The sequence below is a fragment of the Pseudomonas sp. MF6755 genome, from assembly GCF_016405635.1.
In the GTDB taxonomy this organism is placed as follows: Bacteria; Pseudomonadota; Gammaproteobacteria; order Pseudomonadales; family Pseudomonadaceae; genus Aquipseudomonas; species Aquipseudomonas haemolytica.
In genome coordinates this window covers 1-25,640 of record NZ_JAEKDA010000005.1, presented here as the reverse complement: position 1 = coordinate 25,640, position 25,640 = coordinate 1, and the positions used below count along the sequence as shown (strand labels likewise).

26 protein-coding genes are annotated in these 25,640 nt (G+C 59.0%); 15 read left to right on the top strand and 11 right to left on the bottom strand.

The genetic code is table 11. From position 1 onward, the window contains the following. Positions 1-49 precede the first annotated feature (49 nt). From JFT66_RS07305 to JFT66_RS07295, 3 genes are read left to right on the top strand one after another with little or no spacing between them, the layout of a single operon-like run. Positions 50-1,075 carry an aminoglycoside phosphotransferase family protein gene (locus tag JFT66_RS07305; protein ID WP_198859044.1) on the top strand — a complete coding sequence of 342 codons (1,026 nt, stop codon included), beginning with the start codon at positions 50-52 and terminating at the stop codon, positions 1,073-1,075. Next, positions 1,072-1,746: an N-acetylmuramate alpha-1-phosphate uridylyltransferase MurU gene (gene murU, locus JFT66_RS07300; protein ID WP_034116074.1), complete on the top strand. Its 675-nt coding sequence runs from the start codon at positions 1,072-1,074 to the stop codon at positions 1,744-1,746. The genes JFT66_RS07305 and murU overlap by 4 nt, the downstream gene beginning before the upstream one ends. Position 1,747: 1 nt before the next feature. Beyond that, complete coding sequence (locus JFT66_RS07295) at positions 1,748-2,515, top strand: TerB family tellurite resistance protein (protein ID WP_153837545.1); 768 nt, start codon at positions 1,748-1,750, stop codon at positions 2,513-2,515. 146 nt (positions 2,516-2,661) lie between these two features. Here JFT66_RS07295 and JFT66_RS07290 read toward each other — a convergent pair whose 3' ends face one another. After that, positions 2,662-3,636 carry an alpha/beta hydrolase family protein gene (locus tag JFT66_RS07290; RefSeq protein ID WP_198859043.1) on the bottom strand — a complete coding sequence of 325 codons (975 nt, stop codon included), beginning with the start codon at positions 3,634-3,636 and terminating at the stop codon, positions 2,662-2,664. Positions 3,637-3,863: 227 nt separating this feature from the next. On the opposite strand from JFT66_RS07290, the gene JFT66_RS07285 reads away from it, so the two are divergent. From JFT66_RS07285 to trpE, 4 genes are all read left to right on the top strand, one after another. Further along, complete coding sequence (locus JFT66_RS07285) at positions 3,864-5,012, top strand: iron-containing alcohol dehydrogenase (protein WP_198859042.1); 1,149 nt, start codon at positions 3,864-3,866, stop codon at positions 5,010-5,012. An 84-nt stretch (positions 5,013-5,096) separates the two neighbouring features. After that, positions 5,097-5,771, top strand: a complete 675-nt coding sequence (rpe, locus tag JFT66_RS07280) for a ribulose-phosphate 3-epimerase (protein ID WP_034116070.1) — start codon at positions 5,097-5,099, stop codon at positions 5,769-5,771. Next, positions 5,768-6,586 carry a phosphoglycolate phosphatase gene (locus JFT66_RS07275; protein WP_034116069.1) on the top strand — a complete coding sequence of 273 codons (819 nt, stop codon included), beginning with the start codon at positions 5,768-5,770 and terminating at the stop codon, positions 6,584-6,586. The genes rpe and JFT66_RS07275 overlap by 4 nt, the downstream gene beginning before the upstream one ends. Before the next feature lie 68 nt (positions 6,587-6,654). Beyond that, complete coding sequence (gene trpE / locus JFT66_RS07270; RefSeq protein WP_198859041.1) at positions 6,655-8,136, top strand: anthranilate synthase component I; 1,482 nt, start codon at positions 6,655-6,657, stop codon at positions 8,134-8,136. A gap of 76 nt (positions 8,137-8,212) precedes the next feature. On the opposite strand, the gene estP is transcribed toward trpE, so the two are convergent. Then, positions 8,213-10,135: an esterase EstP gene (gene estP / locus JFT66_RS07265; RefSeq protein WP_198859040.1), complete on the bottom strand. Its 1,923-nt coding sequence runs from the start codon at positions 10,133-10,135 to the stop codon at positions 8,213-8,215. 411 nt (positions 10,136-10,546) lie between these two features. Between estP and JFT66_RS07260 the strand changes: the two genes are divergently transcribed. From JFT66_RS07260 to JFT66_RS07245, 4 genes are all read left to right on the top strand, one after another. Continuing rightward, positions 10,547-11,140 (top strand): aminodeoxychorismate/anthranilate synthase component II, encoded by a 594-nt coding sequence (locus JFT66_RS07260; RefSeq protein ID WP_034116066.1) that lies wholly within the window; start codon positions 10,547-10,549, stop codon positions 11,138-11,140. A gap of 9 nt (positions 11,141-11,149) precedes the next feature. Beyond that, positions 11,150-12,199: an anthranilate phosphoribosyltransferase gene (gene trpD, locus JFT66_RS07255; RefSeq protein ID WP_198859039.1), complete on the top strand. Its 1,050-nt coding sequence runs from the start codon at positions 11,150-11,152 to the stop codon at positions 12,197-12,199. After that, positions 12,196-13,032 carry an indole-3-glycerol phosphate synthase TrpC gene (trpC, locus tag JFT66_RS07250; RefSeq protein ID WP_034116064.1) on the top strand — a complete coding sequence of 279 codons (837 nt, stop codon included), beginning with the start codon at positions 12,196-12,198 and terminating at the stop codon, positions 13,030-13,032. Before trpD ends, trpC begins: the two co-directional genes overlap by 4 nt. A 100-nt stretch (positions 13,033-13,132) precedes the next feature. After that, entirely contained in the window at positions 13,133-13,828 is a 696-nt protein-coding gene (locus JFT66_RS07245) for a lipoate--protein ligase family protein (protein WP_198859038.1), read from the top strand. On the opposite strand, the gene crp is transcribed toward JFT66_RS07245, so the two are convergent. Continuing rightward, entirely contained in the window at positions 13,825-14,469 is a 645-nt protein-coding gene (gene crp / locus JFT66_RS07240; RefSeq protein WP_034116682.1) for a cAMP-activated global transcriptional regulator CRP, read from the bottom strand. The two genes, JFT66_RS07245 and crp, sit on opposite strands and share 4 nt — an antisense overlap. A 247-nt stretch (positions 14,470-14,716) precedes the next feature. On the opposite strand from crp, the gene JFT66_RS07235 reads away from it, so the two are divergent. Then, positions 14,717-15,139 carry an OsmC family protein gene (locus JFT66_RS07235; protein ID WP_005792019.1) on the top strand — a complete coding sequence of 141 codons (423 nt, stop codon included), beginning with the start codon at positions 14,717-14,719 and terminating at the stop codon, positions 15,137-15,139. Positions 15,140-15,209: 70 nt separating this feature from the next. On the opposite strand, the gene coq7 is transcribed toward JFT66_RS07235, so the two are convergent. The 6 genes from coq7 to hemJ form a co-directional block, all read right to left on the bottom strand. Then, on the bottom strand, positions 15,210-15,857 hold the full coding sequence (coq7, locus tag JFT66_RS07230) for a 2-polyprenyl-3-methyl-6-methoxy-1,4-benzoquinone monooxygenase (protein ID WP_017739622.1): 648 nt from the start codon (positions 15,855-15,857) through the stop codon (positions 15,210-15,212). An 85-nt stretch (positions 15,858-15,942) separates the two neighbouring features. After that, positions 15,943-16,281 (bottom strand): histidine triad nucleotide-binding protein, encoded by a 339-nt coding sequence (locus JFT66_RS07225; RefSeq protein WP_005792015.1) that lies wholly within the window; start codon positions 16,279-16,281, stop codon positions 15,943-15,945. Between the two features lie 46 nt (positions 16,282-16,327). Continuing rightward, positions 16,328-17,116, bottom strand: a complete 789-nt coding sequence (locus JFT66_RS07220; RefSeq protein ID WP_034116062.1) for an SDR family NAD(P)-dependent oxidoreductase — start codon at positions 17,114-17,116, stop codon at positions 16,328-16,330. Between the two features lie 62 nt (positions 17,117-17,178). Then, the gene (locus tag JFT66_RS07215) at positions 17,179-18,141 is read right to left on the bottom strand and encodes a DUF805 domain-containing protein (protein ID WP_034116061.1); all 963 of its coding nucleotides are present in this window, start codon (positions 18,139-18,141) and stop codon (positions 17,179-17,181) included. Positions 18,142-18,209: 68 nt separating this feature from the next. Further along, positions 18,210-19,172 (bottom strand): NAD(P)H-dependent flavin oxidoreductase, encoded by a 963-nt coding sequence (locus JFT66_RS07210; RefSeq protein WP_034116060.1) that lies wholly within the window; start codon positions 19,170-19,172, stop codon positions 18,210-18,212. Positions 19,173-19,196: 24 nt separating this feature from the next. Further along, positions 19,197-19,625, bottom strand: a complete 429-nt coding sequence (gene hemJ / locus JFT66_RS07205; protein ID WP_034116059.1) for a protoporphyrinogen oxidase HemJ — start codon at positions 19,623-19,625, stop codon at positions 19,197-19,199. Between the two features lie 134 nt (positions 19,626-19,759). On the opposite strand from hemJ, the gene argC reads away from it, so the two are divergent. After that, the gene (argC, locus tag JFT66_RS07200) at positions 19,760-20,794 is read left to right on the top strand and encodes an N-acetyl-gamma-glutamyl-phosphate reductase (RefSeq protein WP_034116058.1); all 1,035 of its coding nucleotides are present in this window, start codon (positions 19,760-19,762) and stop codon (positions 20,792-20,794) included. 165 nt (positions 20,795-20,959) lie between these two features. Next, positions 20,960-21,310: an iron-sulfur cluster insertion protein ErpA gene (gene erpA / locus JFT66_RS07195; RefSeq protein WP_003176443.1), complete on the top strand. Its 351-nt coding sequence runs from the start codon at positions 20,960-20,962 to the stop codon at positions 21,308-21,310. A 74-nt stretch (positions 21,311-21,384) separates the two neighbouring features. On the opposite strand, the gene JFT66_RS07190 is transcribed toward erpA, so the two are convergent. Together JFT66_RS07190 and JFT66_RS07185 are read right to left on the bottom strand one after the other, a co-directional pair. Continuing rightward, positions 21,385-22,476, bottom strand: coding sequence for an anhydro-N-acetylmuramic acid kinase (locus JFT66_RS07190; RefSeq protein ID WP_198859037.1), 1,092 nt, complete (start codon positions 22,474-22,476; stop codon positions 21,385-21,387). Between the two features lie 3 nt (positions 22,477-22,479). Further along, entirely contained in the window at positions 22,480-23,892 is a 1,413-nt protein-coding gene (locus tag JFT66_RS07185; protein ID WP_034116056.1) for a peptidoglycan DD-metalloendopeptidase family protein, read from the bottom strand. A gap of 209 nt (positions 23,893-24,101) precedes the next feature. On the opposite strand from JFT66_RS07185, the gene tyrS reads away from it, so the two are divergent. Continuing rightward, complete coding sequence (gene tyrS, locus JFT66_RS07180; RefSeq protein ID WP_034116055.1) at positions 24,102-25,301, top strand: tyrosine--tRNA ligase; 1,200 nt, start codon at positions 24,102-24,104, stop codon at positions 25,299-25,301. Positions 25,302-25,640 lie beyond the last annotated feature (339 nt).

Sequence of the window (25,640 nt, the reverse complement as noted above, 5' to 3'; positions counted from 1 at the left end):
TAATAAAGCATGCCCCGCTTGACGGCTAGCGCCGTCGGAGACCCTTGTAATGCCCGAGCAAGATCTACGTTTACAACAGCTGGAAGTCTGGCTGGATGAGCAGTTGCCAATTCTTTTCAACGCTCAGGACTGGGGCCCCGTACCCCCGGCCACATTGACCGCGGCCAGCAGCGACGCGAGTTTCAGGCGTTACTTCCGTTGGGAGGGCGGTGCGCATACGTTCGTCGTAATGGACGCGCCACCCCCCCAGGAAAACTGCAAACCTTTCGTCGATATCGCGGATTTGCTCGCGAAATCGGGAATAAATGTGCCAAAAATTTATGCAGAAGACTTGCCCCGAGGTTTTCTTTTGCTCAATGACCTGGGCAGAAAAACCTATCTGGACGTGATTGACGGTGAAAACGCCGATCAATTATTTGCCGATGCCATCGACGCTTTGCTCGCGTTCCAGCAATTGCCGATGGACGCACCGCTGCCAAGCTACGACGTGGCCTTGTTGCGTCGCGAGCTGGAATTGTTCCCGGAATGGTACGTACGCCGTCACTTGGGGATCGACTTTGACGCTGAGCAACAGGCTCTCTGGCAGCGTGTCAGCGAGCAGTTGATCGACAGTGCCCTGGCGCAACCCAAGGTGCTGGTGCATCGCGACTATATGCCGCGCAACCTGATGATCAGCGAGCCTAACCCTGGCGTACTGGATTTCCAGGATGCGGTCTACGGCCCAGTGACCTACGACATCACTTGCCTGTTCAAGGACGCCTTCCTCAGTTGGCCCCAGGCCCGCGTGCGAGACTGGCAGCACGGCTACTGGCAGCGCGCGGGGCAGTTGGGAATTGCGGTGCAGGACGATTTTGAAGACTTCCTGCGCGCCAGCGACCTGATGGGCGTGCAGCGTCACCTCAAGGTCATCGGCATTTTTTCGCGCATTTGCCACCGCGACGGCAAGCCACGCTACCTGGCCGACGTGCCGCGCTTCTTAGCTTATATAGATGCGGTGATCGCCGAACGACCTGAACTGAGCGAACTGGGCGAACTACTCGCCAGCCTGCACCAACCCGCCGAGGCCAGCGTATGAAGGCGATGATCCTGGCCGCGGGCAAAGGTGAGCGCATGCGTCCGCTCACGTTGCATACGCCCAAACCGCTGGTGCAAGCGGGCGGTAAACGGCTTATCGAATATCACCTCGAAGCGCTGGCGAAAGCCGGCTTCACCGAGATCGTGATCAACCACGCCTGGCTTGGCCAGCAGATTGAAAGCTACCTGGGCGACGGTTCGCAGTTTGGCCTGCGCATCCAGTATTCAGCCGAAGGTGAGCCGCTGGAAACCGGCGGCGGAATCTACCAGGCATTGCCGTTGCTGGGAGACGAGCCCTTTCTGGTGATCAATGGTGATATCTGGACCGATTACGACTTCAGCCAATTGAAACGGCCGCTCCAGGGCCTGGCCCACCTGGTGATGGTCGACAACCCGGCACATCACCCCTCGGGAGGGGATTTTTACCTGGACCAGGGTTTGCTTCATGATGCCGCGCCCGGTGCCGATAACCTGACCTTCAGTGGCATTTCAGTGCTTGACCCTCAATTGTTCGCGGGTTGCAGCGCCGGTGCCTTCAAGCTGGCCCCGCTGTTGCGGGCGGCCATGGCCAAAGGTCGGGTAACGGGGGAGCATATGACGGGACGCTGGGTGGATGTGGGGACGCTGGAGCGACTGGCGCAGGTCGAAACTTTGCTGACAACGGGGCAGTAGGATGTTGTGGCCAGGGACGCTGATCGGCGCCGGGGCTGGCTTTGCCATTGCCAGTATTCCGGGGGCCTTGTTGGGTGCATTGCTGGGGCAGGCGCTGGATCGCCGCCTGCAATTGCACAGTTGGGCGCAGTTGCGCGAACGCTTGGGCGGGCGCCCGGTATTGCGCAACGACGAACTGTTGTTTGTGCTGCTGGGGCGACTGGCCAAGAGTAATGGCCGGATTGTGGATGGGCATATCCAGCAGGCTCGTCAGGAAATGCGTTCATTGGACATGTCCGAGCCGGCTCAGCGCCGCGCCATCACGGCATTCAACCGAGGTAAGTCCGGCACCGATCGAGTGCGCAGTTACCTGCGTGTGCTCAAGGCGCAGCCTCATGCGGCGGAAGGCGTATTGCGCGCTTGTTGGCGCATGGCCTGGGCGGACGGCCGGGCGGATGATGCCGAGCGCGACCTGATCGACCTGTGGGGCAAGTGGCTGGGGTGGACGCCGCAACAACTTCAGGCGTTGGCAGCCGATTACGCGCCGCAGCGTAAGCCGGTGGTGAGTCGTAGCGGGGGCTATCAGGAGGCGCTGAGGATTCTGGGGGTGACGGCAACCACTGAACCCTCGGTGATCAAACGCGCCTATCGTCGCCTGCTCAGCCGTCACCACCCGGACAAGATCGCCGGCAGCGGTGCCAGCCCCGCGCAAGTGCGAGAGGCGACCGAGCGCACTCGTGAGCTGCATAGCGCCTATGCGTTGATTCGCGAGCGGCGGGATTTTCGCTGAGGCTATTGGCCTGAAAACCCAATCCAATGTGGGAGGGGGCTTGCTCCCGATAGCTGGGTGCCAGTCAGCACATGTGTCAGCTGATGCACCGCCTTCGGGAGCAAGCCCCCTCCCACATTGGTTCTACATTGCGTTCAAATTTGTGATCAGTCGGCACCGGGCTGCGGGCTCAACCATCCACGGACCCGCCGATACAACTGTTCCTGCTCCGCTGCGCTATTGCCGGGCAACGCCGTGAGCGAAACCTGCTTATAGCCTGCATTCTTCGAACGCTTGGCCGCCTGGATACGTTCCTGAGCGTCTTTGCGCTCCTGGGCACCGTCTTGATAGAACACATCCGCCGTAGGCACCTTCAAGCTCGGCGCCAGTTGCTGCAGGTCCGGGTGTCGAGCCGCGGGCGTCTTCCCGGCCACCATGACCAACTTCTGCACCTGGGCGGGTTGTTTCTCGCTCAAGTACCGTGCGGCCCACCAGGCGCCGGTGCCATGGCCGAGCAATACCACGCTGCGCGCGCTCTGGGTCTGGGCAAAGGCGACTGCTGCGTCGATACGATCGAAGATGCGCTTGGCGTCGGTCTTGTCCTGTTCATCGGCGCCCGGCACCACCGCCGGGTCAGTACCTTCGGCCTCGGCGCTGGCGGTCTGTTCGACGGGCTTGGCCACCGTGCTGCCGTCCTTGCTGCTGGTGTCGACGGCCGCCTTGGGCGGTTCGATGACGCGTGGCGGCAGGGTGTCCATATTCATGTCCGGCAATGACAGGCTGAGGGTGCCCCAGGCGGCGTCGGGCAATTTGCGCCGCAAGGGGGCGATTGCCTGCGGCCAGTCAGCGTTCTCCCCAGCTCCCGGTACGATGATCACCACGCCTTCAGCTTCAGCGCTGTTGGCGGGTTTCCATAGTGCCAGGAACGAATCGCTGCCAGCTTGCAGCTGTTGTTGTTCCTGTGGCGGAATCTGCCGTTCGAGACCGCTGGTTTCTGCCTGGCTACGCTCGGGCAGGGGTTGGCGTTCAGCCGGCTTTTCGGTGGCGGGCGCTGGCGCATCGGCGGCCTGAACAGTCATGGCGCTGGTAAATAGTAGCGACAGGCACAATGCTGGCAGTGCCGAACGGTGGAGAAAGAGCATCGTTAATTCCCGGCCAGAAGTGATTCCAGCAGCCTAATGGGTTGGTCAGTATTTGTCAGTGCTGTGACGCGTGGTTTTCGCTAACTGCCGGTTATCGGCTGTTTGTACTTTGCCTTGAAGAGTGGGGCGGCGTCTGGGCTCTATGACTATTCAACCAATGAATGGCAGACAACACGCCATGGGCAGCTATTCTTGTGCCAGCCCAACATTAATAAGAGGCCGCGCACATGAGTACTTCCTCATTCAAGATCGCCCATAAACTCCTGACCGGCGCGGGCGCCATCGAACAACTGGCGTCTGAGCTCACGCGCCTGGATGTGGATAACCCGCTGATCGTCACCGACGCCGCGCTGGTCAAGTCCGGCACGGTGGCGCTGGCCCTGGAGCATCTGGGTGAGCGCGCCTACGAAATCTTCGATCGTGTGCTGCCCGACCCGGAAGTCGCCATTGTCGAAGACTGCATGCGTGTGTACCGCGAAGGCGGGCATGACGGCCTGATTGGTGTGGGCGGCGGCAGCGCCATCGATATCGCCAAGAGCGTGGCGGCCTATGCCGGCTACCACGGCGCGCTGGCGGACTTATTCGGTGTAGACCAGGTGCCGCGCAAGGGCCCGCCGCTGATCGCCATCCCGACCACGGCCGGCACCGGCTCGGAGGTGACCAATGTGGCGATCCTCTCCGACAAGGCCGCACAGCTGAAAAAAGGCATCGTCAGCGACTATTTGCTGCCGGATGTCGCGCTGATCAGCCCGCAAATGACCCTGACCTGCCCGCGCAGTGTCACCGCAGCCAGTGGTGTGGACGCCTTGGTGCATGCCATCGAATCCTACCTGTCGCTGAATGCCTCGCCGATCACCGACGCCCTGGCCATCGGTGCGATCAAGCTGATTGCCAACGCATTGCCCAAGGCTTATTCCAACCCCGCCAACTTGCAGGCCCGTGACGACATGGCCACCGCCAGCCTCATGGCGGGCATGGCATTCGGAAATGCCGGAGTCGGTGCCGTGCATGCGCTGGCGTACCCGCTGGGTGGGCGCTTCAATATCGCCCATGGTGTGAGCAACGCGCTGTTACTGCCCTATGTAATGCATTGGAACAAATTGGCGTGCGTTGAACGAATGCAAGATATTGCTCAGGCCATGGGAGTGAATATCACGGGGCTGAGTGTCAATGATGCCGCCGACCAAGCCGTCGAGGCGATGACGCGACTGTGTGCCGCAGTGGAAATACCGGAGGGACTGCGCAGCTTCGGGGTGCCTGAGGATGCCATTGCGTCCATGGCCACGGAGGCGGCAGGTATCGAACGCCTGATGCGCAATAATCCGCGTCAGCTCAGCGCAGTCGATATCGAGAAAATCTACCGGGCGGCTTACTGACCATTGAGGTAGGTCACGGTGCGCGCAGCAAAGCATGAGGTATACAATGCGCGCCATCGTGATTTAGCTCAAAAAAGGTGCGTCATGCAGCCCTTCGTCATTGCTCCATCGATTCTCTCCGCCGACTTCGCCCGCCTGGGTGAGGAAGTGGACAAGGTGTTGGCCGCCGGCGCCGACTTCGTGCACTTCGATGTCATGGACAACCACTACGTACCCAACCTGACCATCGGCCCGATGGTGTGTGCGGCGTTGCGCAAATATGGCATTACCGCGCCGATCGATGCGCACCTGATGGTCAGCCCGGTGGACCGTATCGTTGGTGACTTCATCGAGGCCGGTGCGACTTACATCACCTTCCATCCGGAAGCGACCCTGCACGTCGACCGCACACTGCAACTGATCCGCGAAGGCGGCTGCAAGGCGGGCCTGGTGTTCAACCCGGCCACCCCGCTGAGCGTGCTTGAGTACGTGATGGACAAGGTCGACATGGTCTTGCTGATGAGCGTCAACCCGGGCTTCGGCGGGCAGAAGTTTATCCCTGGCACGCTGAACAAGCTGCGCGAAGCCCGCGCATTGATCGATGCGTCCGGCCGCGATATCCGCCTGGAAATCGACGGCGGGGTCAACGTCAACAATATCCGTGAGATCGCTGCTGCTGGCGCTGACACCTTTGTGGCCGGCTCGGCGATCTTCAATGCCCCGGACTACCAGGAAGTCATCGACAAGATGCGTGCCGAACTGGCGCTGGCGCGTCCATGAGCGGTTTTGAGCAGCTGTTCCCTGGCAAGCTGCCACGGCTGGTGATGTTCGACCTGGACGGTACCTTGATCGATTCGGTGCCCGACCTGGCGGCGGCGGTGGATGAGATGCTGCTCAAGCTTGGGCGCAAGCCGGCGGGAATCGAGTCGGTGCGCGAATGGGTGGGGAACGGCGTGCAGATGCTGGTGCGTCGAGCCCTGGCCAATCATATTGACGCCGAAGGCGTGGATGACGTCGAGGCCGAACACGCCCTGGAGTTGTTCAATGTGGCCTATGAAAATGGCCACGAGCTCACCGTGGTGTACCCCGGCGTACGTGACACCCTCAAATGGCTGAGCAAGCAGGGTGTGGAAATGGCCTTGATCACCAACAAGCCGGAGCGCTTCGTCGCGCCGCTGTTGGACCAGATGAAGATCGGCCGTTATTTCCGCTGGATCATCGGTGGCGATACCTTGCCGCAGAAAAAGCCTGACCCGGCGGCACTGTTCTTCGTGATGAAAATGGCCAATATCCCTGCATCCCAATCGTTGTTTGTGGGTGATTCGCGCAGTGATGTGCTGGCGGCCAAAGCGGCCGGGGTGAAGTGCGTGGCGTTGAGCTACGGCTACAACCATGGGCGGCCGATTGCAGAAGAATCGCCGGCACTTGTAATTGACGACCTGCGACTGCTAATCCCCGGTTGCCTGGGAGCGGGCGCTGAGATAACGTTGCCTGACATTGATCCGTCCCCTTCTGGAAACTCCATCGTGGTGGTCACTCGCAAACTCTGGATGAAAGTCATCAAGGCCCTGGCCCGCTGGCGTTGGCGCGCCTGACTGATCCTTGCCGCGCTGCGGCACGTTTGCCTACCTGACCGTTTGACCCTCAAGCCACGAGGCACCCCATGATCCGTGAAGAATTCCTGCGTTTGGCCGCTGCCGGCTATAACCGTATTCCCCTGGCCTGCGAGACTCTGGCCGACTTCGATACGCCGCTGTCGATCTACCTGAAACTGGCCGACGAGCCCAACTCGTACCTGCTCGAGTCGGTACAGGGCGGCGAGAAGTGGGGCCGTTACTCGATCATCGGCCTGCCGTGCCGAACGGTGCTGCGGGTGCACGACCATCATGTGAGCATCACCCATGATGGCGTCGAGATCGAAAGCCACGACGTAGAAGACCCGCTGGCCTTCGTCGAAACCTTCAAGGCGCGCTACAACGTTCCGACCATCCCTGGCCTGCCGCGCTTCAACGGTGGCCTGGTGGGGTATTTCGGCTACGACTGCGTGCGGTATGTGGAAAAGCGTCTTGGCAAGTGCCCGAACCCGGACCCATTGGGTGTGCCGGACATTTTGCTGATGGTCTCCGACGCCGTGGTTGTGTTCGACAACCTTGCCGGCAAGATGCATGCGATTGTCCTCGCCGACCCCGCCCAAGGGGATGCCTTCGAGCAAGGCCAGGCCAGCCTTGAAGCGTTGCTGGAAAAACTGCGCCAGCCGATTACCCCGCGTCGCGGCCTGGACCTCAGCCGCCCACCCGCGGCCGACCCGGTGTTCCGTTCCAGCTTTACCCAGGATGACTACGAGCGCGCGGTCGATACCATCAAGGAATACATCCTTGCCGGTGACTGCATGCAAGTGGTGCCGTCGCAACGGATGTCCATCGACTTCAAGGCTGCGCCGATTGACCTGTACCGTGCGCTGCGTTGCTTCAACCCGACGCCGTATATGTACTTCTTCAACTTTGGCGACTTCCACGTCGTGGGCAGTTCGCCGGAAGTGCTGGTGCGTGTCGAAGACAACTTGATCACCGTGCGCCCGATTGCCGGCACTCGCCCGCGTGGTGCGACCGAAGAAGCGGATGTGGCGCTGGAAGAGGACCTGCTCAGCGACGACAAGGAAATCGCCGAGCACCTGATGCTGATCGACCTGGGGCGTAACGATACCGGGCGTGTCTCGGAAATCGGTTCGGTGAAACTTACCGAGAAAATGGTCATCGAGCGCTATTCCAACGTGATGCATATCGTGTCCAACGTTACCGGCGAATTGAAGGCAGGGCTGACGGCGATGGATGCGTTGCGGGCGATTTTGCCGGCGGGCACCTTGTCGGGCGCCCCTAAGATCCGAGCGATGGAAATCATCGACGAACTGGAGCCGGTCAAGCGGGGTGTCTATGGCGGTGCTGTAGGGTATTTCGCCTGGAACGGCAATATGGACACTGCGATTGCGATCCGCACCGCGGTGATCAAGGACGGCGAACTGCATGTGCAGGCCGGTGGCGGGATTGTGGCTGACTCGGTGCCGGCCCTTGAATGGGAAGAAACCTTGAACAAGCGCCGGGCGATGTTTCGTGCCGTGGCGCTGGCAGAGCAAACCCCACAGGACTAACGGCTAACGCCGATCAAAAATGTGGGAGCGAGCAAGCCCGCTCCCACATCAGATTTTCGCTAGTCTTAAGACCTCATCAGAAATCCAGGCTCACCCCGACACTGACCCCTTGCTGGGTCAAATTGTCATCCTTCCTGACGTTATACGCCGCCCGCAACGCCAGCTCCTGAGTCAGTTTGTGGCTGACCCCAAGACTCAATCGGTCGGAATTGCTACGTGGCGTGTAGCCGTCCAGCTTGAAGTCGATCCCCTGCACGCTGTTAAGCGAAATATTCACCTTCTGGGTGTCATTTTCGAACTCGTGCTCGTGGGCAACTTCACCAAACACCTGGGTTTGCGGCGTGATGCGGTAGCTGCCCTGCAGGCCGACACCCAGGCGTTTGGAGTCGCGTTGTTGATCATCAAAGGTGAGTGCGGTGGAGCGACTGTTTTTCTCCGAGTAGCCATTCACTTCGACGCGTGCGTAATCGGCGCTGATGAACGGTGACAGGTGCCAGTCGCTGCCCGGCGCAGCAAGGTCATAACCCACCCGACCGCTCAAGGCCCAGAGCCAGCCATCGGTGTCGCCTTTTTCGGACGCTTCGCTGACGCCCAGGGCGAACTTGCGCTTGAGATTGTCGAAGTCCAGCTTGCCGCCGGTCAATGCGGCATCGGCCCACCAGTGATTTTGCTGATATTGCGCGAATGCCGTACCCATGTAGCTGTTGAGCTTGTAGTCCGAGTCGTTGGCCCCGGCTTCGAGTGTCTGCCGATACAGGCCAGCGGCAACACCTACGCGCCAATTTTCATCGAGCCGGTAGCTGCCGCCGATATTCAGGTTGTAGCCACTGCCGTCGCCACTGGCCGAACTGCTCTGGTCATCGAAATCCAGATGCTGACCGCCACCGGCTACGATTGCACGCCATTGGCCGATGGCTTGCCAGTTGCCGTTGTCTGCTTGCCATTGATTGCGCAGCTCGTCTTGGTGGGCGCGCAATGTGCCTTGGGCCATTTCCGGCAGCAAGGTCAGCTCCCAGGGCGCCGCAAGCAGCGAATAGGCGTAGTCGGCGATCAACTGTTGCCCCGCCACCGTGGGGTGGACCGAGTCGTTGTAGATCAGCTTCGTCGGGTCCGGGTGGGTGCCGCCGATGCCATAGGTTGGGTTGGCGGTGCAGCTGTTGCCGCTGAAGCAAGTACCGGTCAGGTTCTGGCCTGTGGCAAGGCCGAAGCGCGCAGGATCAGCGAAGGCTTCCTTCAGCAGCAACGGGATATTCAACGGGATAACCTGGGCGTCGACGTACGACAGGCGCTGAACCAATGACTGATTGAATATATTGCTCAGGGCCGAGGTTGCTGCCTGTTGCGGGGTGCCATTGATGGCCGGCGTCAGCCCGAGATCAGGCAACATCCACACCATGATGTAACGCGCACCGGCTTGTTGCAGGGCCTGGGCGCTGTCAGCCAGGCGCCCGCCAGCGGCGACCGCTTGTTCGGGGCTGAGTACGCGCCCTTGAAGGAAGTCATTGCCGCCGCCGGAGAGGAAATACAGTGCATTGGGGTCGGCCCGCCCGCCGTTGGCTGGCAGATAGCCTTGGCGACTGCGCAAAACTGTACCCCCTCCCGGGTTGCCGGGCGGTATCGCGGCATCGGAGACTGAGGTGATCGAGTCGAGGATATTGTCGGTACGGTAGCCCCCGACCGCCCAGTTGTTACCGTCTGGCAAGCCTTGTGCGGCGCGAACCGGTGAGGTCGAGGCGTTCAAGTCGTTGGCAGCTACCCCCAGTTTAGCGCCCAGCAGGGTCGACGAAACCAGGCCGTACTCACCCTGGAACGTCGGGCCTGTACGGTTGGTAAACCGTAGCGTGGAGCCATTCGAGCCATCGGGGAACTGGCCCGCATCGGCCAGGCTGTCACCGAAAACCACCATCGTCGAATAAGGTGACGGGGCTGCAAACGCCTGGGCGCAGGCCAGTGACAAAAGACAGCCGGCAAGGGGGGCGAATGACGCTGGTCTGAACATACGAGATTCCATTTGGTTGTTTTTGTGTCGGAAGTCAAACACTAGCAAAAAATCTGGCATTTTCTGTAGGGATATGCGGAATCTGCCTACGCACCTCCCCGTATTTGCTGCTCCATATTGCACCGTTGGCGAGGCTACGTTACTGTGCCTGAACGTATGAACGAGACCCTCCCCGTGTTGATCATCAGCAAACTCTTGATGCGAGTAGTCAAGGCACACGCCCGTTGGCGTTGGCGCGCCTGACATTTTTCTCTGCCGGCCTGGCCGGACCTGTACCGATTTGCCTTCTTCACCCGTTGTTTTGCGCCCCTTGCCGACTAACCCTGGCAACCGGAACGTGCGTCTGGCAGCGGGTCATTCTCTTGGAAGGCAGGCATTTGAAATCAGTGAATTCAAGAGGTTTGAACCCACATGTTGCTGATGATTGATAACTACGACTCCTTTACCTACAACGTTGTGCAGTACCTGGGCGAGCTGGGTGCCGAGGTCAAGGTGGTGCGCAACGATGAACTGACTGTCGCCGAAATCGCCGCCCTGAACCCGGAGCGCATCGTAGTTTCGCCTGGCCCTTGCACGCCGACCGAGGCAGGTATTTCCCTCGAAGCCATCAAGTATTTCGCCGGCAAGCTACCGATCCTGGGCGTGTGCCTGGGGCACCAGTCCATCGGCCAGGCTTTTGGCGGGGACGTGGTGCGTGCGCGCCAGGTGATGCATGGCAAGACCAGCCCGGTGTTTCATAAAGACCTGGGTGTGTTCCATGGCCTCAACCTGCCGGTGACGGTGACCCGTTACCACTCGCTGGTGGTCAAGCGCGACACCTTGCCTGAATGCCTTGAGCTGACCGCCTGGACCCAGCTGGAGGACGGCTCAGTCGACGAGATCATGGGCCTGCGTCACAAGACACTGAACATCGAAGGGGTGCAGTTTCACCCTGAATCAATCCTGACCGAGCAGGGCTACGAGCTGTTCGCTAACTTTCTCAAGCAGAGCGGCGGCACGCGCTAAGGACTTTTCATGGATATCAAGACTGCCCTGAGCCGTATCGTCGGCCATCTGGACCTGAGCACCGCCGAAATGAGCGATGTGATGCGCGAGATCATGACCGGTCAATGCACCGACGCGCAGATCGGCGCTTTTATGATGGCCATGCGCATGAAGAGCGAAAGCATCGACGAAATCGTCGGCGCGGTGTCGGTGATGCGTGAGCTGGCGGACAAGGTCGAACTCAAGACCCTCGACGGTGTGGTCGACGTGGTCGGCACCGGCGGCGATGGCGCCAATATTTTCAACGTGTCGACAGCCTCATCCTTTGTCGTGGCTGCCGCTGGCTGCACCGTTGCCAAGCACGGTAACCGTGCGGTGTCCGGCAAGAGCGGCAGTGCCGACTTGCTGGAAGCGGCCGGCATCTACCTGAACCTCACGCCGGTGCAGGTAGCGCGCTGCATTGACAGCGTGGGCATCGGCTTCATGTTTGCCCAATCCCATCACGGCGCGATGAAGCACGCTGCCGGCCCACGCAAGGACCTTGGTCTGCGTACCCTGTTCAACATGCTCGGCCCGCTTACGAATCCGGCCGGTGTGAAGCACCAGGTGGTAGGTGTGTTCAGCCAGGCGTTGTGCCGGCCACTGGCCGAAGTCTTGCAACGCCTGGGCAGCAAGCATGTGCTGGTAGTGCATTCCAAAGATGGCCTGGACGAATTCAGCCTGGCGGCGCCGACCTTCGTGGCGGAGCTGAAGAACGGCGAAGTCATTGAGTATTGGGTCGAGCCCGAAGACCTGGGCATGAAGAGCCAGAGCTTGCACGGCCTGGCGGTGGAAAGCCCGGCGGCTTCATTGGAGCTGATTCGTGATGCCCTGGGGCGCCGTAAGACCGAAAACGGTCAGAAGGCTGCGGAAATGATTGTTCTGAATGCTGGCGCGGCACTTTACGCAGCCGACCACGCCTATAGTCTTAAGGAAGGTGTCGCCTTGGCTCACGATGCGCTGCACACCGGTCTGGCTCGTGAGAAGCTCGAAGAGCTGGGAGCATTCACTGCCGTATTCAAGATGGAGAATGAAGGATGAGTGTGCCGACCGTTCTGGAAAAGATCCTGGCCCGCAAGGCTGAAGAAGTGGCGCAACGTCGTGCATACGTCAGCCTCCGCGAGTTGGAGGATGCAGCAAAAAGCGTCGATGCGCCGCGTGGTTTTGCCAATGCCTTGATCGCCCAGGCCAAGCTCAAGCAGCCCGCCGTGATCGCCGAAATCAAGAAGGCCTCGCCGAGCAAAGGCGTCATCCGTGAACACTTTGTACCGGCTGAAATCGCCGTCAGCTATGAGAAGGGCGGCGCGACGTGTCTGTCGGTATTGACCGATGTCGACTTCTTCCAAGGGGACGACCTGTACCTGATGCAGGCCCGCGAGGCATGTAAATTGCCGGTGATCCGCAAGGACTTCATGATCGATCCCTATCAGATCGTTGAAGCTCGCGTTTTGGGCGCCGACTGTGTGTTGCTGATCGTTTCCGCATTGGATGACGTGAAGATGGCCGAGCTGGCCGCCGTGGCCAAAAGCGTCGGTCTCGATGTGCTGGTTGAAGTACACGACGGCGACGAGTTGGAGCGCGCATTGAAAACCCTCGACACGCCGTTGGTGGGGGTCAACAACCGTAACCTGCATACTTTCGAAGTCAGCCTGGAAAATACCCTCGACCTGTTGCCGCGTATTCCCCGTGATCGCTTGGTGATTACCGAGAGTGGCATCGTCAATCGCGCCGACGTGGAGTTGATGGAAATCAGCGGCGTGTACTCGTTCCTGGTGGGTGAGACGTTTATGCGCGCCGAGAACCCGGGAGCGGAACTGCAACGCCTGTTCTTCCCGGAACGCGGTGTGGCGGTGAGTGGTTCGACATTAGACTGACTGACAATGCGGCTTGTAGTTGAAATGCAGTAAAAATGTGGGAGGGAGCTTGCGACCTCCCACATTTGGTTTTGTGTCCCTTTAGAGAGGCAGGTGTTCGATGACTCAGCCCATGATGATGACTGTCGAAGCAGGCCTTACTGCCGAGCAAGACCTCTTGGCAGCCGTTTGTGCGGGTGAGCAGGAATTCGGGCTGCTGTTCTGGCAGCCCAGCGATCAAGCGTTGGTCATGCCGCGCCGGTTGAGTCGATTGCCAGCATTTGATGCTGCCAGCCGTGTATCGGCCGAGGCCGGTTGGCCGGTGTTGCTGCGGGAAACCGGCGGCGAACCCGTGCCGCAGTCCGCTGCCACGGTCAATATCGCCTTGGTGTACGCGCCGCCGCGCAGTGAAGGTGACCAGGGCCGTATCGAAACCGGTTACCAGCGCTTGTGCCAGCCGATCTGTGATTTTCTGATCGAATTGGGTGGTGATGCTTCCGTCGGCGAAATCGACGGGGCTTTTTGCGACGGTCGCTACAACGTCAATCTCAATGGCCGCAAGATGGTTGGCACCGCCCAGCGTTGGCGGCAAAGTGGTGGGCGCCCGGTGGGCTTGATCCACGGCGCTTTGTTGCTGGATAACGATCGTGAGGAGTTGATTGGCGCGGTCAACCGCTTCAATCAAGCCTGTGGCCTTGAGCAGCGGGTTCGCGCCGAGAGCCATATCGCACTGCATGAAGTGTTTCCCGCACCGGATGCGATCAGTCGGCTCCACACGTTATACCGTCAGATGCTGGCCAGCTTCCTGCCGGTTTAGCGGGTGCCGAACACCACCATCGTCTTGCCTTTGACGTGCACCAGGTTGCGCTCTTCCAAGTCCTTGAGTACGCGGCCGACCATCTCCCGTGAACAACCGACAATGCGCCCGATCTCCTGGCGGGTGATCTTGATCTGCATGCCATCGGGATGGGTCATGGCGTCGGGTTGCTTGCATAACTCCAGCAGGCAGCGCGCTACACGACCGGTGACATCGAAGAACGCCAGGTCGCCGACCTTGCGCGTGGTGTCGCGCAGGCGCTGGGCGATCTGACCGCTCAGGGCATACAAGATATCCGGATCATGCTGGGCCAGTTCGCGAAACTTCGTATAACTGATCTCGGCCACTTCGCATTCAACTTTGGCTCGCACCCAGGCGCTGCGCTCTTGCTCTTTGCCTGCTTGTTCAAAGAGCCCCAACTCCCCGAAGAAATCTCCGGTGTTCAGGTAGGCAATGATCATCTCGCGGCCGTCTTCATCCTCGATCAGGATGGTGACCGAGCCCTTGATGATGAAAAACAGGGTTTCTGAGCGCTCGCCGGCGCAGATGATGTTGTGCTTGGCCGGATGGCGGCGACGCTGGCAATGCATCAACAGCTTGTCGAGGTTCTTGATCTTGGGTGTGGGAGTAAGAGCAACCATGGTTGTATCCCGAAAAGACTGCGCGGTGTAGTTGGCGTTGTTTTTATCCAGCGGCATCGATATTGATGCTCGCCGTACAAAGCATGGCAATGCGCCATTGATTTGGCGCCAGCTTACCAGACACATTCTACCTCGATTAGCCAATTTACCCGGCAAACACAGTCATTCAACGATTTTGTTCCGGACGCTGCTGTTTCAAGGCCCTGTGCTAAGCTGGCGACCCTTTTTTAGCAGTGGAGTCTGGGCGATGAAGGCACGCATCCAATGGGCGGGCGAAGCCATGTTCCTCGGTGAGTCGGGCAGTGGCCATGTAGTGGTCATGGACGGCCCGCCGGAAGCCGGTGGCCGTAACCTGGGTGTACGCCCGATGGAAATGTTGCTGCTGGGTGTTGGCGGCTGCAGCAATTTCGATGTGGTCAGCATCTTGAAGAAGTCGCGACAGGCCGTGGAAAGCTGCGAAGCCTTCCTGGAAGCTGAGCGCGCTACTGAAGATCCCAAGGTATTTACCAAGATCCACATGCATTTCGTGGTCAAGGGCCGGGCGCTGAAGGAGGCCCAGGTCAAGCGTGCCATTGAGCTGTCTGCTGAAAAATACTGCTCGGCCTCGATCATGCTGGGTGCTGCGGGTGTAGCCATCACTCACGATTACGAAATCATCGAGTTGGGTTGATTGCGGAAATCGCAGGCAAAAGAAAGGGCGCTTCGAGCGCCCTTTCTTTCGGTTTGGATTTGATGCGATTTCAGATTCTATAAGTACTCTTGGTCATAACCTTGGCCAAAAGGCTCATGCCGAATCTCACCGGTGCCGGAAAGCGGAAGCCGCCCGCGTCTAGAGCGCTTTCTGCATGGTGTTCTTCGTCAATGCGCATCTGCTCCAGAATGGCCCGGGACTTTTCGTCTTCGGCCGGCAGTTGCTCAAGATGTTCATCCAGGTGCTTGCAGACCTGATGTTCCGTCGCGGCGACAAATCCTAGGCTGACTTTGTCGCTGATCAACCCGGCGGCAGCGCCGATACCAAACGACAAACCATAAAACAGTGGGTTCAGCACGCTTGGGTGGCTGCCCAACTGGCGGATACGTTGTTCGCACCAGGCCAGGTGGTCGATCTCTTCCTCGGCCGCATGCTCCATCGCTGCACGTACCTGCGGCAACTTGGCGGTCAGCGCCTGGCCCTGGTACAGCGCCTGCGCGCAGACTTCACCGGTGTGGTTGATGCGCATCAGGCCGGCGACGTGGCGGGTGTCCGTTTCGCTCATCTGCGCATCGGGCTGCACGATGGCGGGCGATGGGCGGTACGGTTGACCGCTGAATGGCAACAGCGTGCGCATGGCCATGTCGGCTTGCAGCAACAGACGATCAATCGGCGAGTAGTGACGTTGGGTAGTCATGCTGACCTCCGGGAAGAATCTCGGCGGCCAGTTTACCGCAAGAGAGGGCGTAGCGTTTGCGCTGAGTCAATTTGACCCTGGCCCCTCAGCCTGGCGGCCAGTTCATCTGGCGCTGACCGAGCACGTGCATGTGGATGTGATAAACGGTCTGGCCGCCGTCTTCGTTGCAGTTCATCACCACGCGGAAACCTTTCTCGCAGCCTTGTTCCACGGCCAGTCGCTGGGCAGTGAACAAAATATGGCCGGCCAGGGCTTTGTCTTCCTCGGTCAGGTCATTGAGGGTGCGAATAGGTTTTTTCGGGATAACCAGAAAATGTACCGGCGCCTGCGGGGCGATATCGTGGAAGGCGAGGACTTGATCATCTTCGTAGATGATCTTCGCGGGTATTTCTCTGTTGATGATCTTGGTGAACAGAGTATCCACAGCTGTTTCTCCATTATGAAAGTGCAGGGTGAGTGTACCCAGGCGATCAACGCGGGCAATAGGCCTTGTTGATGGCGCCGGCAATCTTGCGGGTCAGCCAGCGCGGGCTGAGGCGCGGGCTGAGAGCCAGCCAGCGGTTGCGGCGCCCGGGAATGATGATGGCTTTGTTCTTCTCCAGCGCACGCACGGTGTAGAGCGCGACTTCTTCCGGGCTCATCAGTTGTTGGCTGCGGTCGAGTTTCGCCGTATCCATCTGTGCGGTGCCGAAGAAGGCCGTGCGCGTGGGGCCGGGGCAAAGTACCGAGACCTTGATGCCACACGTCTTCAATTCTTCGCGCAAGCCCTCGGAGAAGTGCAGTACATAGGCTTTGCTGGCGTAGTAGCTGCTCATCCACGGCCCAGGCTGAAAGGCGGCAACCGAGGCAACGTTGAGTATCTGCCCGCCACCGTGCAGCGCCATGGCATTGCCAAGGGCATGGCACATGCGGGTCAAGGCCAGGATGTTGACTTCGATCAGGTCCTGCTCGGTCATCCAGTCCTGGGCCAGGAACGGCCCGCTGGTGCCGATGCCAGCACAGTTGACTAGCAGATCAATCTGCCGCTCACCCTCTTCGAGCTCCAGCAAAAAACCGGATAAGCGCAATGGCTCGCCCAAGTCACAGGCTCGAAACAGCACCTCGACGCCAAAGCGTTGAGTCAATTCCAATGCAATGCTTTCCAACTGATCACGCTGGCGGGCCACCAGAATCAAGCTGCGGCCACGCCGAGCCAGGGCTTCGGCCAAAGCCAGGCCAATGCCGCTGGAGGCGCCGGTGATCAGAGCGTAACGGGTCATGCCTTTCTCCATCGCAACGCCGCTGCCCTGTGACAGAGGCGTCACAGGCGGCGGGCGTTTCTTCACTGTTCTGGAGAGTCTACAGGTTCGGCCGCGTCCTCAGCACTTTGCGCTGCGGCTTCATCAACGATGACGCTTTGATCGGCGTCTTCATCGGAGGTGATGGAGCTGCTTTCGTAGCTGCTGTCCATATTGGCTTCAAGTTGGTCCAGGTAGCCGTTCATGCCCAGGGTTACGACGATGATGAGCATCAATGGAATAAACGCCAGCCACAACGAGGCCAGGACTTTTACCGCCGTGGAGTTGCGCGGAGGGGGCGCTCCGTATTGGTTGGCGCCCGAGTTGCCTGGCAATACCAGCAACAGGATAGGGAAAACGCTATTCACTAGCGGAACCAGGTTGAGCAAGTACAACCAGCCCGACCATCCCAGGTCGTGCAGGCGCTGCACGCCGATTTGTACGCTCACGACGACCAGTGCAACAAACAGCGCGAAGCCCAACAGCGAACCGAGAATGACGGCTATCGTTGGCGAGGCAGTCGCTACTGCGAAGCCCACTGTACTGATGATACCTGCGGCCACCAGCATCGCGACGGTCAGCGCCAGCGTCCAGGCCAGGTACCGCAGACGGCCGATGCGCCCTTGAGTGGTGAATACATTGAGTGTGGCGAACTCCGGCAAGTCATCGCCAACCGCGGCGCGTGGCGGTGCATAAGGTGAAGCGGCGGGCCTTGAGAAGTCGGAGCCAGAGGAGTCTGTCTCGTGGGCTTCGGCAAGGCTGAACGCCACGGGTTGTTCTGCTTCGATGCGTGCATCGACCCCGGCGTTGTGCAATGCCGTGAGGTAGGTTTCAGCATCAGAGCGGGAGAGGTCGCGTTTGAGTGCCACTGGGCGGCCAGTGAAGAGCTTTTCGACCGCTTCGACCTCGCTCTTGAATAGTTCTGCCAGGTTCAGCTTGGCGGTGGTGCTTTCGACACCCGGGCGCAAGGCTCCGTCAAACACAATCTTGAAACGGCTGTCGCTCATGCGGGCATCCTTGTCACTTAATCAGGGAGAGTATGCAGGCCTGCCCAATCGGCAGGCCTTGCAGTGGGTCAGCGTGGCCAGCGCAGTTGCGCGGCATGCTCACGTGCTTTGCGGTATTCGGCATCCAGGCGGGCGACGAGTTCATCGACGCTGGGTAAATCATCAATCTCACCGACGCCTTGGCCGGCCGACCACACAGTTTTCCATGCTTTGGCCTCATCGCTCAATGGCTTGAGCTTGGAACCGAAGTTGACTTCACCTTTGCCTTGAAGCGCGGTGAGATCAAAACCGGCATTTTCCAGGCTCTGGCGCATGAAGCTTGCAGGTACGCCGGAGACCGCAGGAGTGTGCACGATGTCGGCAGCGCGCGATGTGAGCAGCATCTCTTTGTAGGCATCTGGCGCGTGGCTTTCGGTGGTGCCGATAAAGCGCGTGCCGAAATACGCCAGGTCGGCACCAAGCAATTGGGCCGCGAGAATCTCATGTCCATGATTAAGGCAGCCGGCCAGCAGCAGGGTTTTGTCGAAGAACTGGCGAATCTCGGCAATCAGCGCGAAGGGGCTCCAAGTGCCTGCATGACCACCGGCACCAGCGGCTACGGCAATCAGGCCATCAACGCCCGCTTCAGCGGCTTTCTCGGCATGGCGTCGGGTAGTGACGTCATGAAACACCAAGCCGCCGTAGCTGTGGACGGCATCGACCACTTCCTTCACCGCACCGAGGCTGGTGATGACGATCGGAACCTTGTGCTCGACGCAGATCGCCAGGTCCGCTTCAAGCCGCGGGTTGCTGTTGTGCACGATCAGGTTCACGGCATAGGGAGCAGGGTTGTCCAACTGCGCCAGGCCCGCTTCGATTTCTTCCAGCCAAGCCTTGAAACCACTGCTTTCACGTTGGTTGAGCGCCGGGAAACTCCCGATCACCCCATTGCGACAGCAGGCCAGGACCAGTTGCGGGTTGGAGATCAGAAACATCGGCGCAGCCACGACGGGCAGGCGCAGACGTTGTTCCAGCAAAGCGGGCAGCGACATTGGAGGTTCCCCGAGTAATTGAAGTTAAAACGGTTTGACCACGACCAAAATTACGATAGCCAGCAATATCAGAACCGGCACTTCATTGAACCAGCGATAAAAGACATGGCTGCGGGTGTTTTCGCCACGGGCGAAGCGTTTCACCTGCGCGCCGCACATATGGTGGTAGCCGATAAGTATTACGACCAGGGTCAGCTTGGCGTGGATCCACGCGCCCGACTGGAAAATACCGGGGTTGAGCGCCAGCATCCAGATGCCGAAGACCAGTGTGGCAACCATCGCCGGGCCCATGATGCCCCGGTACAACTTGCGCTCCATGATGCTGAAGCGTTCTTTGCTGACCGTATCTTCGCTTTGGGCGTGGTAGACGAACAGGCGTGGCAGGTAGAACAGCCCGGCAAACCAGCAGACGATGCTGACGATATGGAAGGCTTTGACCCATAGATAGAGCATTTTAGTTATTCCCAGGTTCACGGTAGCCAAGATAGTAGTGGCTCATGCGCTCGTACGTCACGTTGACGGTTGTCGCAGGACGATACGGCCCCTATTATCGACGGCTTTCCAGTGGGTTCGTTGAGGGCAGGTTTATGGTCAAGGTCGGTATCGTCGGCGGCACGGGTTACACCGGTGTCGAATTGCTGCGTCTGTTGGCTCAGCATCCGCAAGCTGAGGTGGTGGTCATCACTTCCCGATCCGAGGCTGGGCTGGCCGTGGCCGATATGTACCCGAACCTGCGAGGCCACTATGACGGCCTGGCGTTCAGCGTGCCGGATATCAAGACCCTGGGCGCCTGCGACGTGGTGTTCTTTGCCACGCCGCACGGTGTTGCCCATGCGTTGGCCGGCGAGTTGTTGGCGGCCGGTACAAAGGTCATCGACTTGTCGGCGGACTTCCGCCTGCAGGATGCCGATGAATGGGCCAAGTGGTACGGCCAACCCCATGGTGCGCCGCAGTTGCTGGAAGAAGCGGTTTACGGCCTGCCGGAAGTCAATCGAGAGCAGATCAAGCAAGCACGCCTGATTGCGGTGCCGGGCTGCTATCCGACCGCGACGCAACTGGGTTTCTTGCCACTGTTGGAAGCTGGCTTGGCGGATACTTCGCGCCTGATTGCCGACTGCAAGTCGGGCGTCAGCGGAGCCGGGCGCGGTGCGGCAGTCGGTTCGCTGTACTCCGAAACGTCGGAAAGCATGAAGGCCTATGCGGTAAAAGGGCATCGTCACTTGCCAGAAATCCGCCAAGGGTTGCGTCGCGCTGCCGGCAAGGACGTGGGCCTGACCTTCGTGCCGCACCTGACGCCGATGATCCGTGGGATTCACTCCACGCTGTATGCGACCGTCACTGACCGCTCGGTAGACCTGCAGGCGTTGTTTGAAAAGCGTTATGCCAGTGAGCCGTTCGTCGATGTGATGCCCGGGGGCAGCCATCCGGAGACCCGCAGTGTGCGTGGCGCCAATGTGTGCCGTATTGCAGTGCATCGTCCGCAGGATGGTGACTTGGTAGTGGTGCTTTCGGTGATCGACAACCTGGTCAAGGGCGCGTCGGGCCAGGCGGTGCAGAACATGAACATCCTGTTTGGCCTGGATGAGAAGCTGGGCCTGTCCCACGCCGGCATGTTGCCTTAGCGCTGCTTGGTCGTTAAGCAAAAGGCCCGTTGATCGGGCCTTTTGCGTTTTTTATGGCAGCTGCGCAGATTGATATACCGTAACAATAGTTGACCGCTTTTCTAGGAGAAGCGGATAATGCCGGCCATTACGCATATGGCGGCGCTACGCCGGGAGATTATCAGCATGAGCGTTGAATCCTTCACCCCCACGGCTTTGCAATTCACCCACGGTGCTGCGCACAAGGTGAAGAGCCTGGTCGATGAAGAGGGTAATGATCGTTTGAAGCTGCGCGTATTTGTTACAGGCGGCGGTTGTTCAGGGTTTCAGTACGGTTTTACCTTCGATGAAGATGTGGCCGATGACGACACTATCGTCGAGCGCGAGGGCGTCAGCCTGGTCGTGGACCCGATGAGCTTCCAATACCTGGCAGGCGCCGAGGTGGATTACCAGGAAGGTCTGGAAGGCTCGCGTTTCGTGATCAAGAACCCTAATGCCACCACCACCTGTGGTTGCGGGTCTTCGTTCTCGATCTGATCGGTAGCCTCGTTTGCTACAAAAGAACGCCGCTTGGCTTTAATAAGCCAAGCGGCGTTTTGCTGTCTGGGGTTTCAGGCGGGGTAAATCGCACCGAGTACCCGAAGTCCGCGAGCGCCGGTTACGCTGGGGCGATTGGCGGCGATGCCTTCCAGGCAGCAATGGGCCAGCCAGGCGAATGCCATGGCTTCGACCCAGTCAGGGTCTACGCCGTATGTGGTTGTACTGCTGACTTGGGTTGAAGGTAGCAGTGCTGTCAGTCGATTCATCAGCGTCGCGTTATGGGCGCCGCCGCCGCAGATCAGCAAGGTCTCGGTGCTCGGTTGTGCGCTTTGCAGGGACTCGACGATGGTGAGGGCTGTGAGTTCCAGCAGGGTGGCTTGTACGTCTTGGGGTTCAAAGGCGGGCAAGCGACCAAGTTGCTGTTGCAGCCAGGCCAGGTTGAACACTTCGCGCCCCGTGCTTTTTGGGCCTTTGGTCAAGAAGAATGGGTCGCTGAGCAATGTGTTGAGTAGCTGAGGCTGGACCTTGCCGCTGGCAGCCCATTGCCCGCCGTGATCAAAGTGTTCGCCGCGCTGCAGGTAAATCCAGGCGTCCAGGAGGACGTTCCCCGGGCCGCAGTCGAAACCGGCTACAGGCTTGTTCGTCTCGATCAGACTGAGGTTGCTGAACCCGCCGACATTCAACACCGCGCGGTTGCCGGCGTGTTCGCCGAACAAGGCTTCATGAAACGCAGGAACCAAGGGGGCACCCTGGCCGCCGGCGGCGACGTCACGGCTGCGGAAGTCGCTGACTACCGTGATACCTGTCAACTCGGTGAGCAGGGCAGGGTTGCCGATCTGTACGGTAAAGCCACGGGCGGGTTCATGGCGAATCGTCTGGCCATGGCTGCCAATTGCGCGAATGTCCTCAGGCTTGAGGTTGTGTTGATCCAGCAAGCCGAGGATGCCTTGCGCGGCGAGCGTTACCCATTGTTGCTGGGCAATTGCGGATCGGGCGATTTCGTCCGGGCCGCTGGCGCACAGGCTCAGTAGCTCAGTGCGCAAGGTGTCGGGCATGGGGATGTAGAGGGTGGCAATCAGATTGATCGCCGTGTCTTGTTCAATGAGGGCGATATCCAGGCCGTCGAGGCTGGTCCCGGACATCACGCCTATATAGAGCGGCATACCTTAACGCTTCGCCGAAGCCAGCAAGGTGGAGCGCTCTTGATCCATCCGCGCCATCAGCGGCTGGCTCTGTTGCATGAAGCGCGCGCGTTCGGCCTTGGCGATCGGGTCGGCCATTGGCAACTTCTGCCCCAAAGGGTCAACGTGTACGCCGTTGACCTGGAACTCATAGTGCAAGTGCGGCCCGGTGGACAAGCCGGTAGTGCCGATGTATCCGATCACTTGGCCCTGTTTCACATTGCCACCAGTCTTGACGCCCTTGGCGAACCCTTGCATGTGGCCATACAGCGTACGGTAGGTGTTGCCGTGCTGGATGATCACCGTATTGCCGTAACCGCCGCGACGTCCGGCCAACAGTACCTTACCGTCGCCAGCCGCCTTGATTGGCGTACCACGCGGAGCGGCATAGTCGACGCCCTTGTGTGCGCGGATTTTGTTCAGAATTGGGTGCTTGCGACCCATGGAGAAACGCGAGCTAATACGGGCGAAGTCCACTGGCGTGCGGATGAAGGCCTTGCGCATGCTGTTGCCATCAGCTGTGTAATAGCTGCTATTGCCTTGTTTATTCGTGTAGCGCACGGCGGTATAGGTTTTGCCGCGGTTGGTGAAGCGAGCAGAGAGAATGTTGCCAGTGCCCACCACTTTGCCGTTCGCCACTTTCTGCTCATAGATTACGTCGAATTCGTCACCCTGGCGGATGTCCTGTGCGAAGTCGATGTCGTAGCCAAACACGCTGGCCATGTCCATGGTCATGCTGTGTGACAGGCCAGCCCGGGCAGCCGATTGTGACAGGGAGCTGTTGATCACGCCGTGTACGTAGGCGGAGCGCATAACTGGCTTGGTGGTGATGCGGTTGAAGGCAAAACCTTTGGCGCCTTTGCTAAGGCTGATGCTTTCCAGGTCGCTGAGACGGGTGTGCAGGTTGTTCAACTGGCCGTCGGGCGTCAGTTCGAACTCAAGCTTTTGACCGTGTTTGAGCTGGGTGAACTGCTTGGCTTGCTTATCGCTGGCCAGCACTTCATTAACGGCGGCGGCAGGTAGTCCGACCTTTTCGAACAGGGTTGATAGTGTGTCGCCCCTGCTTACGATGACTTCGCGATGCTGGGGGCTCTTGGCCGCGGCTACCACAGGTTGTTCCTGGGCGGCTTGTTGGGTGTCCTCAGGAGTGCTTTCGATCTGTGCGAAAGGTGACTCGGTCGGAGTATTTGTGGCTTGTTGAGCGTCGGAAGCGTCTTGATCTTGTGTCAGTTGTTCAACTGGGCTTTCCAGGTCAAGGCTCAGGGATGTTCGTTTGGCTTCTACGTCACTGGAAGGGAATACCAGGAGTGCCAGGCTGAGAAGGGCGGCGATACCACTTGCGGCAAGCAGGTGGGTCTTCGGGTAAAGCGGCGGCGCTTTAGACGGTTCAGTGGTCATAGGTAATTTTGACTTTGAAGATGAAATGGAAAAGATGAATGACATGATGAAGATGAAATAACTGTATAAAATATAACCAAATCATCTGTGGCGCAAGCTCGCGAATGCTGGGCTTGCTGAACGGTGTCCGTGCGCAGGGCAAAACTTGTAATTAGTCCCTGATCTTGTATGGTTGGTTCCCTTTTGAATCTGAGCCTTGCGGGTCTGTTATGAAGTCGGTTGAAGAGCAGCTAGCGCTGATAAAACGTGGTGCGGAAGAACTGTTGGTCGAGGCTGAGCTGATCGAGAAGCTCAAGCGTGGCCAGCCCCTGCGTATCAAGGCTGGCTTTGATCCGACTGCGCCGGATCTGCACCTGGGTCATACCGTGCTTATTAATAAGCTGCGTCAGTTTCAGGATCTGGGTCACCAAGTCATCTTCCTTATAGGTGACTTCACCGGGATGATCGGTGATCCGAGCGGCAAGAGCACTACGCGCCCGCCGCTGACTCGCGAGCAGGTTCTCGATAATGCTGAGACCTATAAGACGCAGGTGTTCAAGATTCTTGATCCGGCAAAGACCGAGGTGGCGTTCAACTCCACCTGGATGGACAAGATGGGGCCGGCAGATTTCATTCGCCTGACTTCCCAGTACACCGTGGCGCGCATGCTTGAGCGCGATGACTTCGACAAGCGCTACTCCACCAATCAGCCGATTGCGATCCATGAGTTTCTTTACCCTCTGGTTCAGGGGTATGACTCGGTGGCGTTGCGGGCGGATGTTGAGTTGGGTGGCACCGATCAGAAATTCAACCTGTTGATGGGGCGTGAGCTGCAGCGTGCATATGGCCAGGAAGCTCAGTGCATTCTGACCATGCCGTTGCTGGAGGGGTTGGACGGTGTCAAGAAGATGTCCAAGTCATTAGGCAACTACGTCGGCATCCAGGAGGCGCCGGGTGTGATGTACGGCAAGCTGGTTTCCATTCCGGATGCGCTAATGTGGCGTTACTTCGAGCTGTTGAGCTTCCGCTCGATGGACGAAATTAACGCGCTGCGTGCGGATGTGGAGGCGGGCGCCAATCCTCGCGATGTGAAGATCAAGCTGGCAGAAGAGATCGTAGCGCGCTTCCATGGTGAGGAGGCTGCGGCCAGTGCTCACCGAGCCGCGGGTAATCGTATGAAGGATGGTGAGCTGCCTGACGATCTGCCAGAGATTGAGTTGGCGGCTGTTGAAGCGATGCCGATTGCGGCTGTTCTTAATAAGGCGGGCCTGGTGAAGAACTCGGCGGTTGCTCGTGATCTCTTGAGTTCGGGCGGTGTGCGTATAGATGGTGAGGTGGTTGATCGCACCTTTATATACGAGCTGGGCGCTACCCATGTTTGCCAGGCAGGGAAGAAGGCATTTGCGCGTATTACGCTCAAATCCGAATAAGTCTGAAATTAGGTGTTGACGGCGAATTATATCTGTCTATAATTCGCCCCACTTCCGGCGCAGTCGAAACGGAAAACTCCTTGGTAAACAATGAGTTATGAGGTTTTCGGCAGCAAGTGCTTCAGTTCATCGAAGCCGAAAGGAAGTTGAAAAAGAGGTGTTGACAGCAGCGTGTAACGCTGTAGAATTCGCCTCCCGCTGATGAGAGATCAGAAGCGCAAGTGGTTGAAGTTGTTGAAGAAATCTTCGAAAGCTTCTGAAAATAATCACTTGACAGCAAATGAGGCTGCTGTAGAATGCGCGCCTCGGTTGAGACGAAAGATCTTAACCAACCGCTCT